The sequence below is a fragment of the Pseudomonas sp. GZD-209 genome, assembly GCF_049310485.1.
GTDB classification, from domain to species: domain Bacteria; phylum Pseudomonadota; class Gammaproteobacteria; order Pseudomonadales; family Pseudomonadaceae; genus Aquipseudomonas; species Aquipseudomonas sichuanensis.
The window spans coordinates 1-13,474 of the sequence record NZ_JBMOWQ010000197.1 but is presented as its reverse complement, the minus strand read 5'-3'; the positions used below and the strand labels follow the sequence as shown (position 1 = coordinate 13,474).

Below are 13,474 nucleotides of genomic sequence, written 5' to 3'. Positions count from 1 at the left end.
TCGTAAACAAGGAAGTAACCTGCATGTCGAAAGTCCAAGTTAATGCCAGTGTTTCGGCCACTTCTGCGTTACAACCGCACGGGCCGAGTACCTCCGCCGGTTTGATCGACCGTTTCGCCCATCAGTACGATCGCGGCGGCGCCAACATCAACGGCAAAGCGTCCTACACCGTCGACCAGGCGGCCGATTTCATCCTGCGCGATGGCGCGGCCTGGAAAGACCTGAACAAGGACGGCACCATCAGCCTCACCTACACCTTCCTCAACCGCGCACCGTCGGACTTCTACAGCCGTGAACTGGGCAGCTTCAGCCAGTTCAGCAGCCTGCAGAAGGACCAGGCCAAGCTCGCCATGCAGTCCTGGGCGGACGTGGCCAAGGTGACCTTCACCGAGGCGGCGTCGGGCGGCGACGGTCACATGACCTTCGGCAACTACAGCGCCAACGACGGCGGCGCGGCCTTTGCCTACCTGCCGTTCGACGAGCCGGGCTCGCACAAGGGTGAATCCTGGTACCTGATCAACAGCGGCTACCAGGTCAACACCACCCCGGGCACCGGCAACTACGGGCGCCAGACCCTCACCCACGAAATCGGCCACGTGCTCGGGCTGTCCCACCCCGGCGACTACAACGCTGGCAATGGCAACCCGACCTACCGCGACGCCAGCTACGCCCAGGACACCCGCGGCTACAGCGTCATGAGCTACTGGAGCGAGAGCAACACCTCGCAGAACTTCGTCAAGGGCGGCGGGCAGTACTACGCCTCGGCGCCACTGCTGGACGATATCGCGGCGATCCAGAAGCTCTACGGCGCCAACTACGCGACCCGCTCGGGCGACACGGTGTATGGCTTCAACGCCACCGCCGATCGCGACTTCTACTCGGCCACCTCGGCGGCGTCGAAGGTGGTGTTCGCGGTGTGGGACGGCGGCGGCAACGACACCCTGGACTTCTCCGGTTTCACCCAGAACCAGAAGATCAACCTCAACGAGGCGTCGTTCTCCGACGTGGGCGGCATGGTCGGCAACGTGTCCATCGCCAAGGGCGTCACCGTGGAGAATGCCTTCGGCGGTTCGGGCAACGACCTGCTGATCGGCAATGCCGTGGCCAACCTGCTCAAGGGCGGGGCCGGCAACGACATCATCTACGGCGGTGGCGGTGCCGATACCCTGTGGGGCGGCGCCGGCGCGGACACCTTCGTGTTCGGCGCGGTCAGTGATTCGGCCAAGGCGGCACCGGACCGGATCATGGACTTCACCAGCGGCCAGGACAAGATCGACCTGTCGGGCATGGCCGCCTTCGCCGTGGACAAGCTGCCGCTGCAGTTCGTCAACGCCTTCACCGGCCATGCCGGCGAGGCGATCCTCAGCTACGACCAGGCCACCAACCTGGGTAGCCTGACCATCGATTTCATCGGAAACGGCCTCGGCGATTTCCTGGTGACCACCGTTGGCCAGGCCGCTGTCAGCGACATCGTGGTCTGATGCACGAGGGGGCGGCGTGTGTGCGCCGCCCCTTTTGAGCTGAGGTTGACGCATGCCTTTTTGCAAACCAATGATCGCCGTGTGGGCGATCCTCCTGATGGTGATGACCGAGGTCAGTATGGCCAGCAGCCTGTTACTCCCCAACCCCGCGCAACTGGCCGGGCGTTGGCAGCTTTACCCTGAAAGCCAGCAAGCGCAGGCCTGTCAGCTGCGCCTTAAAGCCAGCGAAGGCAAGCTGGAAGGCGACCTGGATTGTGTCGCGCAGCTGATCGGCCTGCGCCCCGGCAGTTGGCTGGTAACCCCGGACACCCTGGCTCTGGTGGGCGGGGACGGCAGCAGCGTGGTGCACTTCAGCCGCGAAGGCGCCCTGCGCTATGCCTGGACTGCTCCAGACGGCACGCCGCTGATACTAGAACGCCAGCACCCATAACCCCCGCCCGGCACTTTGCAGTGCCGGGCCAATAAGGGCGAAACATGAAACAACCGAGCCAAAAGCCCGGGGCACCCTTGTGGGCGGCGCTCGGCAACTACAAGTCGACCTTGATCAGCGTTGGCTGTTTTACCGCACTGATCAATGTATTGATGCTGGTACCTTCCATTTATATGTTGCAAGTGTACGACCGTGTACTGAGTTCGCAGAACACTACAACGTTGTGGATGCTGACCTTGATGGTCGTTGGTTTCTTCGTATATATCGGCGCACTCGAGGCGGTGCGCAGTTTCATTGTTATTCGCGTGGGTAACCAGTTGGAGAAAAGTTTCAACCTGAGTGTGTATCGCGCGGCCTTCGAGCGTAACTTGCGCCAGCGTGACGGCGCTGCCGGGCAAGCGTTGAACGACCTCACCCAACTGCGCCAGTTCGTCACCGGGCCTGCGTTGTTCGCCTTCTTCGATGCCCCCTGGTTCCCCCTCTACCTGGCGGTGATCTTCCTGTTCAATGTGTGGCTCGGGGTGATGGCCACGGTCGGCGCTCTGCTGTTGATCGGCCTGGCCTTGCTCAACGAGCGGCTGACCCATGCCACCCTGGCCGAGGCCAGCAACGTCCAGCAGCAATCGACCATGCTCGCCGCCAGCCAGCTGCAGAGCGCCGAAAGCATCCAGGCCATGGGCATGCTCGGCGCCCTGCGCCAGCGCTGGTTCGCCCTGCACGGGCGCTTCCTCGACCTGCAGAACCGCGCCAGCGACACCTCGGCGGTGATCACCGCCAGCAGCAAAGGCCTGCGCCTGTGCCTGCAATCGCTGGTACTGGGCCTGGGCGCACTGCTGGTGATCGAGGGGCAGATGACCCCCGGCATGATGATCGCCGGCTCCATCCTCATGGGCCGGGTGCTCAGCCCGATAGACCAGCTGATCGCGGTGTGGAAGCAGTGGAGCGGCGCCCAGCTGGCCTACCAGCGCCTGGGCAGCTTGTTGCACGATCACCCCGAGCCGCCTGCGCCCATGCCGTTGCCGGCACCCAGCGGTGCCCTGGCGGTGGAGCAGCTCAGCGCCGGCCCGCCCGGGCGCAACCTGGCCACGCTGGCGCAGGTGAGCTTCAGCCTGGCGCCGGGTGAACTGCTGGGCGTGCTGGGGGCCTCGGGCTCGGGCAAGTCGACCCTGGCCAAGGTGCTGGTCGGCGTGTGGCCGAGCCTGGCCGGGCATGTGCGCCTGGATGGCGCCGAGCTCAAACAATGGGACCGTGAAGCCCTTGGCCCGCACCTCGGCTACCTGCCGCAGAACATCGAGCTGCTGCGCGGCAGCATTGCCGAGAACATCGCCCGCTTCGGCGAGCTGGATGGCCAGAAAGTGGTCGAAGCCGCGCGCCTGGCCGGGGTGCATGAGCTGATCCTGCGCCTGCCCCAGGGCTACGACACCCGCCTGGGCGAGGCGGGCGCCGACCTGTCCGGCGGGCAGAAGCAACGCATTGCCCTGGCCCGCGCGCTGTACGGCAACCCCTGCCTGATCGTGCTCGACGAGCCCAACTCCAACCTCGACAGCCCCGGCGAAGCCGCCCTGGCCAGCGCCCTGATGCAGCTCAAGGCCCAGGGCCGCACCGTGGTGCTGGTGACGCACCGCAGCGCGGCACTGGCCCAGGCCGACAAACTGCTGGTGCTCAACGAAGGGCGCATGCAGGGCTTCGGCCCGGCCCGCGACATTCTCCACGCCCTTGGCCAGGGCTCGGCGCAACGCCCATTGCAGGCCGGAGGTGGCGCATGAGCCGGCATGAGCGCGATGCGCGTTTCCATGTACGTCTGGGGTGGCTGCTGACCCTGGTCGGCTTTGGCGGGTTCATGGCCTGGGCAAGTCTGGCGCCGCTCGATCAGGGCGTGCCGGTGCAAGGCACGGTGGTGGTGTCGGGCAAGCGCAAGGCGGTGCAGTCCATGGCTGCCGGCGTGGTCAGCCGGATCCTGGTCAGCGAGGGCCAGCAGGTGCGCCAGGGCGAGCCGCTGTTTCGCCTCGACCGCACCCAGGTGCAGGCCGATGTCGACGCGCTGCAGGCCCAGTACCGCATGAGCCGCGCCAGCCTGGCGCGCTGGCAGAGCGAGCGCGACAACCTTGGCCAGTTGCAGTTTCCCGCCGAGCTCAGCACCGATGCCGACCCCAGGCTGGGGCTGATCCTCGAAGGCCAGCGCCAGTTGTTCGACAGCCGGCGCCAGGCCCTGGCCCGCGAGCAGGGCGCACTGGCTGCCAGCATCGATGGCTCTCAGGCCCAACTGGCCGGCATGCGCCGCGCCCGCGGCGACCTGCAGGCCCAGGCCGATTCGTTGCGCGAGCAGCTGGACAGCCTGCGCCCGCTGGCCGGCGAGGGTTACATTCCGCGCAACCGGGTGCTGGAGTACCAGCGCCAGCTGTCGCAGGTGCAGCGCGACCTGGCGCAGAACGCTGGCGAAAGCGCACGGCTTGAACAGGTGATCGTCGAGGCGCGGCTCAACCTGCAGCAGCGCCGCGAGGAGTACCAGAAAGAAGTGCGCAGCCAGCTGGCCGAGGCCCAGGTGAAAGCGGCGACGCTCGAACAGCAGCTCAATTCCGCGCGTTTCGACCTGCAGCACAGCGAGATCCTCGCTCCGGCCGACGGCATCGCGGTGAACCTGGGCGTGCACACCGAGGGCGCGGTGGTGCGCGCCGGTGACACCTTGCTGGAAATCGTCCCCCAGGGCACCGCGCTGGAGGTGGAAGGGCGCCTGCCGGTCAACCTGGTGGACAAGGTGGCGCCACAGCTGCCGGTGGACATCCTGTTCACCGCGTTCAACCAGAACCGCACGCCCAGGGTGACCGGCGAAGTGGCGCTGGTGTCGGCCGACCAGCTGATCGACGAACGCACCGGCCAGCCGTATTACGTACTGCGCAGCAGCGTCAGCGATGCGGCGCTGGCACGCCTGCAAGGGCTGTCGATCCGCCCGGGCATGCCCGCCGAACTGTTCGTACGTACCGGCGAACGCTCACTGCTCAACTACCTGTTCAAGCCCCTGCTCGACCGTGCAGGCAGCGCCTTGACCGAACAATAAGGACTGCGTGTGAACAAGCTGCAATTGATCGGGCTGCTGGCGGCCTGCGCCTGGCTGCCGACGGCCGCGCAGGCGGCCATGGGGCCGTTCCAGGTTTACGAGCAGGCGCTGCGCCGCGACCCGACCTACCTGGCCGCCTTCAAGGAACACGAGGCCGGCCAGGCCTACCGTGACATCGGCCGCGCCGGGCTGCTGCCGAGCCTGTCGTACAACTACAACCGCGGGCGCAACGATTCCGAGGTGTCCTACCTGGGGGATTCGCGGCGCCAGACCGAGGACCGCACCTACAACAGCATGGGCTCGAGCTTCACCCTGCAGCAGCCCTTGTTCGATTACCAAGCCTATTCGAGCTACCGCAAGGGCGTGGCCCAGGCGCTGTTCGCCGACGAAAACTTCCGCGATCAGAGCCAGCAACTGCTGGTGCGGGTGATGACCAGCTACACCAAGGCACTGTTCGCCCAGGACCAGATCGCCATCAGCGTGGCCAGCAAACAGGCCTACCGCCAGCAGTTCCAGCAGAACCAACGGCTGTTCGATGCCGGCGAAGGCACCCGCACCGACATCCTCGAAGCCCAGGCCCGGTTCGAGTTGGCCGATGCCGAGGAGATCCAGGCGCGCAACGAGCAGGATGCCGCGCTGCGCGAGCTGGGCGCGTTGATCGGCGAGCCTGCGGTGCGGGTCGAGGACTTGGCGCCGCTTTCCGCCGGCTTCGTCCTGCCGCCGGTCGAGCCCAGCGGCTATGACGCCTGGCAGGAACGGGCCGTGGCCAACAATCCACAGCTGGCATCGTCGCGTCAGGCGGTGGAAGTGGCGCGTCAGGAAGTGGAACGCAACCGCGCCGGGCACCTGCCCAGGGTCACTGCGTACGCCACCTCGCGGCGCCAGGAGTCGGACAGCGGTAACACCTACAACCAGCGCTACGACACCAACACCGTCGGCATCGAGGTCAGCGTGCCGATCTTCGCCGGTGGCGCTGTCACGGCCTCGACCCGCCAGGCCAGCCGGCAGCTGGAGCAGGCCGAGTACGCCATGGACGGCACTACCCGCAGCGCCTTGATCGAGCTGCGCAGGCAGTACAACGCCTGCCAGTCCGGGGCCAGCCGCCTGCGTGCCTACGAGCGTGCCCAGGTGGCGGCCGAGGCGTTGGTGGTGTCGACGCGCAAGAGCGTGCAGGGCGGTGAGCGGGTCAACCTGGATGTGCTCAATGCCGAGCAGCAGCTGGCCACCACCCGCCGCGACCTGGCCCAGGCGCGGTATGACTACCTGCTGGCCTGGATCAAGCTGCACTACCAGGCGGGGGTGTTGAGCGAGACGCAGCTGGCGCGGGTGGATGAGGCGTTCATCGTCAGCAAGCTGTGACCCCTGTGGGAGCTGGGGTTCGCCGCTGCGATTTACCCGCGAAAGACACACTGCGGTGCCCGTGTCAGTCGGCGATGAAAGCCATTGCCGGTCCTGGAAGTCAGGCCACCTCAGGCTGCAACTTCACCCGTTTGCGCTCCGCCAACCCCCACACCGCCAGCGCCACGGCGCCGATCACCACCCCGGCGACGACAATCCCGTTCCAGCCATGCAGCTGGAACAACTGCGTCCCCAGCAGCGAGCCCAGCGCGCCACCGATGAAATAGCAGGTGATGTAGCCGGCATTGAGCCGTGTACGCGCTTCAGGGCGCAGCACGATCACCGCATTCTGGTTGCTCACGTGCACCAGCTGCACCGCCAGGTCCAGCAGCAGCACGCCCAGCAGCAGCGCCGCCAGCGAGCTTTGCGCAAAGGCCAGCGGCAGCCACGACAGCAGCAGCGCCACCAGGCCTACCGTGGTGCCCAGCGAGCCCTTGCCGCGGTCGGCCAGGCGCCCGGCCCAGTTGGCTGCCAGCGCCCCGGCCGCACCGGCCAGGCCGAACAGGCCGATCACTGCGTCGGAATAGTGGTACGGCGGGCTGCTCAGCAGGAACGCCAGCGGCGTCCAGAACAGCGCGAACAGGCTGAACGCCAGCAGCCCCAGCAGCGAACGCAGGCGCAGTACCGGCTCTTCGATGAACAGGCGGAACACCGAGCCGATCAGCGCCGGGTACTTCAGCCCGGCATGGCTGTGGTGTTGCGGCAGGCTGCGGTAGAGGGCGAGGGCGGTGAGCGCCATCAGCACTGCGGCCAGTACGTAGATGCTGCGCCAGCCGCCCAGTTCGGCCATGAAGCCGGCGGCGGTGCGCGCCAGCAGAATGCCCAGCAGCAGGCCGCTCATCAGCGTGCCCACGGCGCGGCCGCGCTGGTCCGGGGCGCTGAGGGCGGCGGCCATCGGCACGAGGATCTGCGCCACCACCGAGAACAGCCCGGTCAGCGCGGTGCCGAGGATCAGCCAGGGCAGGCTGGGGGCGCAGGCGCTGATGACCAGGCCGGCGGTGGCGATCAGCACCATGGTCACGATCAACCGGCGCTGTTCGAACAGGTCACCCAGCGGTGCCAGCAACAACAGGCCGGCGCCATAGCTGAGCTGGGCGGCGATGACGATGGTGCCGGCACCGGCGGTGCTCAGGCCGAACTGCTCGGCGATGCTATGCAACAGCGGTTGGGCGTAGTAGTTGCTGGCCACGGCCAGCCCGGTGGCGGTGGCCATCAGCAGGATCAGGGCGCGGCTGAGAGTGGGGGCGTTCATGGTTGTCTCGTGGCAGGCAAGGTGGAATGGCGACAAGTATCAGGAAGTGTCTGGCATGACGCCAATGTATAGTTTTCAGCGTGTCCATCTAAAAAGCAGATAGATCGATGAATCTCAAGCAGCTCGAATACGCCCTGGCGGTGGCCGACACCGGCAGTTTCACCCGTGCTGCCGAGCGCTGCCATGTGGTGCAGTCGGCGCTCAGCCACCAGGTGGCGCGGCTGGAGGCGCAGCTGGGGGTCAGCCTGTTCGAGCGCAGCTCGCGGCGGGTACGCCTGACCCATGCCGGCGAAGCTTTCGTGCTCAGTGCGCGGCCGGCGCTGGAGGCCGCCAGGCGCATTGCCGATGACGTGGCCGCCGCCTGTGGCCAGGTGCGCGGGCGCCTGTCGATCGGCGAAATCAGTTCGCTCACCGCGCTCGACCTGGTCGACCTGCTGGCGGTGTTCCATCGCCGCCACCCGGACGTGGACGTGCGCTGGCTGACCGCCAAGAGCGAGCTGCTGATGGCCGACGTGTGCGAGCGGCGCCTGGATGTGGGGTTTGTTGGTTTGTGGCAGGGCGAAGTGTTGCAGGGCGTGCAGCATCGCCTGCTGGCGCGTGAGGAACTGGTGGCGGTGCTGCCGCCCACCCATGCCCTGGCGGGCAGGGCGCAGCTGGCCCTGGCGGACCTGGCCGCCGAGGTGCTGGTGGACTTCCCCGAAGGCACTGGCGCGCGCCGGCAGACCGACGAAGCATTCCAGGCCGCGGGGTTGGTGCATCGGGTGCAGTTCGAGATCGGCCATATTCGCCTGGTGGAAAAGTTCGTCCAGCGCGGCATGGCCGTGGGGCTGGTGCCGGAGCGGATCGCCCGGGGTTTTGCCGGGGTGGCGGTGGTGCCGTTGCTGGATGCGCCGGTACGGCATTTGTATGCAGTGTGGTCGCCCAGCCCGACGCCGGCGGCGCGGGCGTTTCTTGAGGTGATGGAGCAGAGTCTGGGGTCAGACTAAACGGGCTTGCACGTCCACTGTAGGAGCAACTGTCTTGTACTGCCTGCGTTTAACTCATCGCAGAATGCGCTCTCACAGTTACAACGCTGGGCGTCAACGCGGCGCGTATCCTGTGGGAGCGGGTTTACCCGCGAACACCGGCAGAGCCGGTGCCATCCACCGCGCCGCCTGCTTCGCGGGTAAACCCGCTCCCACACAAATTACGCTGCCCCTTCAGCCTGCTTTGTATCCTCAGGCCGAGAACCCACCATCGGCGGTCAAGCTGGCGCCGGTGATATAGCCCGCCTCCGGCCCGGCCAGATAGGCCACGAAGCTGGCGATCTCCTCCACATGCCCATACCGCCCGATGGCCATCAGCGGGATCAGGCTGTCGGCGAACTCGCCGCTGGCCGGGTTCATGTCGGTGTCCACCGGCCCTGGCTGCACGTTGTTCACGGTGATGCCCTGGGGCCCCAGGTCACGGGCCAGGCCTTTGGTCAGGCCGACCAGCGCCGACTTGCTCATGGCATACGGCGCGCCGCCGGCAAACGGCATGCGCTCGGCATTGGTGCTGCCGATGTTGATGACCCGCCCACCCTGGCCCATGTGTTTCGCGGCGGCCTGGGTGGCGACGAACACGCTGCGCACGTTTACCGCCAGGATGCGGTCGAAATCGGCCAGGTCGAACTCGGCCACCGGCGCCACCGCCAGCACGCCGGCATTGTTGACCAGGATATCGAGCCCACCGAAGGCCTTGACCGTGTCGGCCACGGCCTGCTGCACGGCGGCTGCCTCGGCGCTGTCGGCGCGCAGGGCCAGGGCCTGGCCGCCGGCGTTAGTGATCTCGCCGGCCAGGGCTTCGGCGGTGGCGGCGGAGCTGACATAGGTGAAGGCTACCTTGGCGCCGTCGCGGGCCAGGCGGCGGACGATGGCCGCGCCGATACCACGGGAACCGCCCTGGACCAGGGCCACTTTGCCGCTCAGGGGAAGTGCTTGGGACATGCTGATCTCCAGTATTCAAGCAAGGCAGGTTGCCTTGGATGGGCGCAGTATCGACCGATGATTACCCACTGATAAGATGGTAATCACGATCATCTGAGTAAACCGTTGGTTTAGAATCCGAGCCATGGAATCGTTCAGTCACCTTGAATGCTTTGTTCGCAGCGCTGAAGTGGGCAGCTTTGCCGAAGCCGCCCGGCGCCTGTCGCTGACCCCGGCGGCGGTCGGCAAGAACGTCGCCCAGCTGGAAGCGCGCCTGGGCGTGCGGTTGTTCCAGCGTAGTACCCGCAAGCTGACCCTGACCGAGGCGGGGCAACGCTTTCTGGGGGAAGTCAGCGACAGCTTGCGCACCATCCAGTACGCCATGGCCAACCTGGCCAGTGCCGAGGGCCAGCCGGCGGGTGTGCTGCGGGTGAGCATGGGCACGGTGTTCGGGCGGCTGTATGTGCTGCCGTTGCTGGGGGCGTTCTTGCGGCGTTACCCGGCGATCACCCCGGACTGGCATTTCGACAACCGCCAGGTCGACCTGATCGGGCAGGGCTTCGATGCCGCCATCGGTGGTGGTTTCGAGTTGCCGCTGGGAGTGGTGGCGCGCAAGCTGACCCCGGCGCACCGGGTGCTGGTGGCGGCGCCGGCGTACCTGCAGCGGCGCCCGCCGATCGAGCATCCCAGTGCGTTGGCGCAGCATGAAGGCATCCTGATCCGTTCGCCGCAGACCGGCCGCGTGCGTGCCTGGCCGCTGACCAGCCGTTGGCAGGAGCAATGCCCGCTGCAATTGCCGCAGAGCATGACCATGAGCGACTCCGATGCCGCCTGCGCCGTGGCCGGGCAGGGGCTGGGGATTGCCCTGGTGAGTTTGCCGTTTGCCTTGCCGTACCTGACCGAGGGCAAGCTGCAGCGCGTGCTGCCGGACTGGTACGTGGACGATGGCAACATCAGCCTGTATTACGCCGAACACAAGCTGTTGCCGGGCAAGACCCGGGCGTTCATCGATTTTGTGGTGGAGCAGTTTGCCGAACAGGGCTTGCCCCGCGATGGCGATGGATCAGGCAACGGCGATAATGAATTGCACCTGCACGACGCCATTCACCACCAGGCTCACCTCGTCATCCAGCCTCTTGCCCAGCAGTTGCTGCCCCAGCGGCGCACGCGGGGTGATCACCGTCACCAGGCCATCACCTTCGCCAATCTTCAGCCCGGCCCCTTCCGGCCCGAGGAACAGCAGGCGCTGGCGGCCGTCTTCGTCCTCCAGCGTTACCAGGCAGCCGATCTGGATGCCCCGCGCCGGGTCATAGTCGCGCAGCACCAGTTGTTGGTAGGTCAGCAGCGCCTGGCGGATCTCGGCGGTGCGCCGGGCCTGGCCAGTGGCCAGATAGGACGCCTCCAGCCCCAGGGTGTCGTACTTGTTCTCGGCGATGTTCTCTTCGGCGGTGGCCGTTTCGTAGGCAGTCTGGGCCGCCTGGCGCAGCACTTCCATGTCGTGCTCGAGGGTGGCGATGATGCGCGGCAGCAGGCTGGTCTTGTTCATCTCAGTAGCAGAACTCCAGCACGTTGGCCTGGCTCTTGTCGGTCGGCGCGGTGCGGTTCTGTTGCAGCCAGAACTGGCACTTGGGGTTGTTCAGGTTGCGCGGGCTGCCCTGGGCGGTTTCGGCCGCCTGTTGCAATTGCTGCTGGTGCAGGATGTCCTTGTAGCGTTCGAACATCTGCGCCTGGGCATCTTCCGGTTGCGCGGGCGCGCTGGCGGGCGCCGGCTGGACGATGGCCGGGGCGACCGCCTGGGCCACCGGCTGCACCTGTTCCGGCCACAGGCGCAGCGCCAGCCACAGGCTCAGGGCGATGGCGACGGCCCCCAGCCACAGGCCGAAGGCGACGCACAGGATCAGTTGCACGGGTTTGAGGGTGATCTTCAGTTCGCGGGAGCGGGGCATGGCGGCCTCCTGGCAGGGCGGATCGATGGCGGCATTGTCGCATGGCGTGGCAGGTTTTTTTAGCGCGGCGCTTTTGTCTGCGAGCATTTGTGCGCAGAATCCGCGGTCTTTTTTGCAGGTAACGGGACGTGGCGATGAAAACCACCTGGGACATCTTCTGCACGGTCGTCGACAACTATGGCGACATCGGCGTGACCTGGCGCCTGGCCCGCCAACTGGTGGCCGAGCATGGGCTGGACGTGCGCCTGTGGGTGGATGACCTGCAGTCCTTCGCCCGCCTGTGCCCGGCGCTGGACTGCAATGCCGACCAGCAATGGCAGGAGGGCGTCGAGGTGCGCCGCTGGGCCGCCGAATGGCAGGGCGCAGCGCCTGCACAGGTGGTGATCGGGGCCTTTGCCTGCCAATTGCCGCCGGCGTTCGTCGAGGCCATGGCCCGGCAGCCCAAGCCGCCCTTGTGGCTGAACCTGGACTACCTCAGTGCCGAGGACTGGGTCGAGGGTTGCCATGGGCTGCCCTCGCCGCAGGCCAACGGGCTGCGCAAGATCTTCTTCTTCCCGGGCTTCACTGAAAAAACCGGTGGCCTGCTGCGCGAACGCACATTGTTGCCGCGCCGCGAGGCGTTCGAGCGCGCAAGCTTCCTCGCCGAGTTAGGCGTTGTGCCCGCAGACGGCGCGCGGCTGATTTCGCTGTTCGCCTACGAGAACCCGCAGTTGTGCAACTGGCTCGATGCGCTGGCGGCCGATGCGCAGCCGGTTCACCTGCTGGTGCCGCAAGGGCGCATCCTGGGTGACCTGGGCCGCTGGCTGGGCGAGCCCGAGCTGCCCGTGGGGGCCTTGCATCGGCGCGGCGCCTTGACCGTGCAGGTGCTGCCGTTCGTCAGCCAGGACGATTACGACAGGCTGCTGTGGAGCTGCGACTTCAACGCCGTGCGCGGCGAGGATTCGTTCGTGCGCGCGCAATGGGCCGGCGCGCCGATGCTGTGGCACATCTATATCCAGGAAGAGAACGCCCACTGGGAAAAACTCGAAGCCTTCCTGGCCATCTACCGTCGCGGGCTGTCGGATGCCGCTGGCCTGGCGCTGACCGCGATGTGGCGTGCCTGGAACATGGATCAGCCGATGGGGCAGGCCTGGCAAAGGCTGCAGCCGCACTGGGCTGAAGTGTGCAGCCATGCCCGCCAGTGGCGCGCCGAGCAGGCCGCTCAGCCGGACCTCGCCACGAGACTGGTACAGTTTTACCGAAATTCGCTATGATACGCGGCCTCGATTTTTATAAATCCATCCAGATTCGGATACTTCGTAATGAAAACTGGTAAAGAGCTGAAACCCGGTACCGTACTGCGGATCGATAACGACCCGTGGCTGGTTCAGAAAGCTGAGTTCACCAAGTCGGGCCGTAACAGCGCGATCATGAAGACCAAGCTGAAGAACCTGCTGACCGGCTACAAGACCGAAACCGTATACGGTGCGGACGACAAGCTGGACGACGTGATCCTGGATCGCAAAGAAGCGACCCTGTCGTTCATCAGCGGTGACTCGTACACCTTCATGGACACTTCCGACTACACCATGTACGAACTGAACGCCGAAGACATCGACGCCGTTCTGCCGTACATCGAAGAAGGCATGGAAGACATCTGCGAAGCCGTGTTCTTCGAAGGCCGCCTGGTATCGGTAGAACTGCCGACCACCATCAGCCGTCAGGTTGTCTACACCGAGAACGCCGCACGTGGCGACACCTCGGGCAAGGTCATGAAGCCTGCCAAGCTGAAGAACGGTACCGAGATCTCGGTTGCCGACTTCATCCAGATCGACGAGTGGATCGACATCGACACTCGCGACAACAGCTTCAAGGGCCGTTCCAAGAAGTAATCCTTCTTGCGATGAGCACGAAAAACCCGGCCTCGGCCGGGTTTTTTTGTGCCTGAAAAACATCGCGGGGCAAGCCCGCTCCCACGCCAGGATGC

12 protein-coding genes and 1 pseudogene are annotated in these 13,474 nt (G+C 66.1%); 9 read left to right on the top strand and 4 right to left on the bottom strand.

What is annotated here, in order from left to right; translation table 11 throughout:
• Nucleotides 1-23: 23 nt before the first annotated feature.
• Genes ACO6VM_RS20730 through ACO6VM_RS20710 form a run of 5 tightly spaced genes read left to right on the top strand, consistent with a single transcriptional unit; the run spans nucleotide 24 to nucleotide 6,325 of the window.
• Nucleotides 24-1,481 carry a serralysin family metalloprotease gene (locus ACO6VM_RS20730; protein WP_401057795.1) on the top strand — a complete coding sequence of 486 codons (1,458 nt, stop codon included), beginning with the start codon at nucleotides 24-26 and terminating at the stop codon, nucleotides 1,479-1,481.
• Between the two features lie 52 nt (nucleotides 1,482-1,533).
• The gene (locus ACO6VM_RS20725) at nucleotides 1,534-1,911 is read left to right on the top strand and encodes an AprI/Inh family metalloprotease inhibitor (protein WP_422403749.1); all 378 of its coding nucleotides are present in this window, start codon (nucleotides 1,534-1,536) and stop codon (nucleotides 1,909-1,911) included.
• A 44-nt stretch (nucleotides 1,912-1,955) separates the two neighbouring features.
• Nucleotides 1,956-3,677, top strand: a complete 1,722-nt coding sequence (locus ACO6VM_RS20720) for a type I secretion system permease/ATPase (protein ID WP_422403748.1) — start codon at nucleotides 1,956-1,958, stop codon at nucleotides 3,675-3,677.
• Nucleotides 3,674-4,966 (top strand): HlyD family type I secretion periplasmic adaptor subunit, encoded by a 1,293-nt coding sequence (locus tag ACO6VM_RS20715; protein ID WP_422403747.1) that lies wholly within the window; start codon nucleotides 3,674-3,676, stop codon nucleotides 4,964-4,966. The genes ACO6VM_RS20720 and ACO6VM_RS20715 overlap by 4 nt, the downstream gene beginning before the upstream one ends.
• Nucleotides 4,967-4,975: 9 nt before the next feature.
• The gene (locus ACO6VM_RS20710; protein WP_401057803.1) at nucleotides 4,976-6,325 is read left to right on the top strand and encodes a TolC family outer membrane protein; all 1,350 of its coding nucleotides are present in this window, start codon (nucleotides 4,976-4,978) and stop codon (nucleotides 6,323-6,325) included.
• 100 nt (nucleotides 6,326-6,425) lie between these two features.
• Here ACO6VM_RS20710 and ACO6VM_RS20705 read toward each other — a convergent pair whose 3' ends face one another.
• Nucleotides 6,426-7,616, bottom strand: a complete 1,191-nt coding sequence (locus tag ACO6VM_RS20705) for an MFS transporter (protein ID WP_401057805.1) — start codon at nucleotides 7,614-7,616, stop codon at nucleotides 6,426-6,428.
• A 107-nt stretch (nucleotides 7,617-7,723) separates the two neighbouring features.
• Between ACO6VM_RS20705 and ACO6VM_RS20700 the strand changes: the two genes are divergently transcribed.
• A complete protein-coding gene (locus ACO6VM_RS20700) occupies nucleotides 7,724-8,602 on the top strand; it encodes a LysR substrate-binding domain-containing protein (RefSeq protein WP_422403746.1) in 879 nt (292 codons plus the stop codon).
• A 231-nt stretch (nucleotides 8,603-8,833) separates the two neighbouring features.
• Here ACO6VM_RS20700 and ACO6VM_RS20695 read toward each other — a convergent pair whose 3' ends face one another.
• A complete protein-coding gene (locus ACO6VM_RS20695; protein ID WP_401057889.1) occupies nucleotides 8,834-9,589 on the bottom strand; it encodes a 3-oxoacyl-ACP reductase family protein in 756 nt (251 codons plus the stop codon).
• Nucleotides 9,590-9,707: 118 nt separating this feature from the next.
• Between ACO6VM_RS20695 and ACO6VM_RS20690 the strand changes: the two are divergent.
• Nucleotides 9,708-10,607, top strand: a pseudogene (locus ACO6VM_RS20690) (LysR family transcriptional regulator); the annotation flags it as partial.
• Nucleotides 10,608-10,625: 18 nt separating this feature from the next.
• On the opposite strand, the gene ACO6VM_RS20685 reads toward ACO6VM_RS20690, so the two are convergent.
• Nucleotides 10,626-11,108 carry a GreA/GreB family elongation factor gene (locus ACO6VM_RS20685; RefSeq protein ID WP_401057810.1) on the bottom strand — a complete coding sequence of 161 codons (483 nt, stop codon included), beginning with the start codon at nucleotides 11,106-11,108 and terminating at the stop codon, nucleotides 10,626-10,628.
• A 1-nt stretch (nucleotide 11,109) separates the two neighbouring features.
• Nucleotides 11,110-11,508 (bottom strand): hypothetical protein, encoded by a 399-nt coding sequence (locus ACO6VM_RS20680; RefSeq protein ID WP_401057812.1) that lies wholly within the window; start codon nucleotides 11,506-11,508, stop codon nucleotides 11,110-11,112.
• A gap of 134 nt (nucleotides 11,509-11,642) precedes the next feature.
• Between ACO6VM_RS20680 and earP the strand changes: the two genes are divergently transcribed.
• Nucleotides 11,643-12,761: an elongation factor P maturation arginine rhamnosyltransferase EarP gene (gene earP, locus ACO6VM_RS20675; protein WP_422403745.1), complete on the top strand. Its 1,119-nt coding sequence runs from the start codon at nucleotides 11,643-11,645 to the stop codon at nucleotides 12,759-12,761.
• A gap of 48 nt (nucleotides 12,762-12,809) precedes the next feature.
• Nucleotides 12,810-13,379 carry an elongation factor P gene (efp, locus tag ACO6VM_RS20670; RefSeq protein ID WP_125463185.1) on the top strand — a complete coding sequence of 190 codons (570 nt, stop codon included), beginning with the start codon at nucleotides 12,810-12,812 and terminating at the stop codon, nucleotides 13,377-13,379.
• Nucleotides 13,380-13,474 lie beyond the last annotated feature (95 nt).

Coding starts and splice junctions, on each gene's coding strand:
- ACO6VM_RS20725 (WP_422403749.1), top strand. CDS start 1,534: ATGCCTTTTTGCAAACCAATGATCGCCGTGTGGGCGATCCTCCTGATG.
- ACO6VM_RS20720 (WP_422403748.1), top strand. CDS start 1,956: ATGAAACAACCGAGCCAAAAGCCCGGGGCACCCTTGTGGGCGGCGCTC.
- efp (WP_125463185.1), top strand. CDS start 12,810: ATGAAAACTGGTAAAGAGCTGAAACCCGGTACCGTACTGCGGATCGAT.
- ACO6VM_RS20700 (WP_422403746.1), top strand. CDS start 7,724: ATGAATCTCAAGCAGCTCGAATACGCCCTGGCGGTGGCCGACACCGGC.
- ACO6VM_RS20705 (WP_401057805.1), bottom strand. CDS start 7,616: ATGAACGCCCCCACTCTCAGCCGCGCCCTGATCCTGCTGATGGCCACC.
- earP (WP_422403745.1), top strand. CDS start 11,643: ATGAAAACCACCTGGGACATCTTCTGCACGGTCGTCGACAACTATGGC.
- ACO6VM_RS20680 (WP_401057812.1), bottom strand. CDS start 11,508: ATGCCCCGCTCCCGCGAACTGAAGATCACCCTCAAACCCGTGCAACTG.
- ACO6VM_RS20730 (WP_401057795.1), top strand. CDS start 24: ATGTCGAAAGTCCAAGTTAATGCCAGTGTTTCGGCCACTTCTGCGTTA.
- ACO6VM_RS20715 (WP_422403747.1), top strand. CDS start 3,674: ATGAGCCGGCATGAGCGCGATGCGCGTTTCCATGTACGTCTGGGGTGG.
- ACO6VM_RS20685 (WP_401057810.1), bottom strand. CDS start 11,108: ATGAACAAGACCAGCCTGCTGCCGCGCATCATCGCCACCCTCGAGCAC.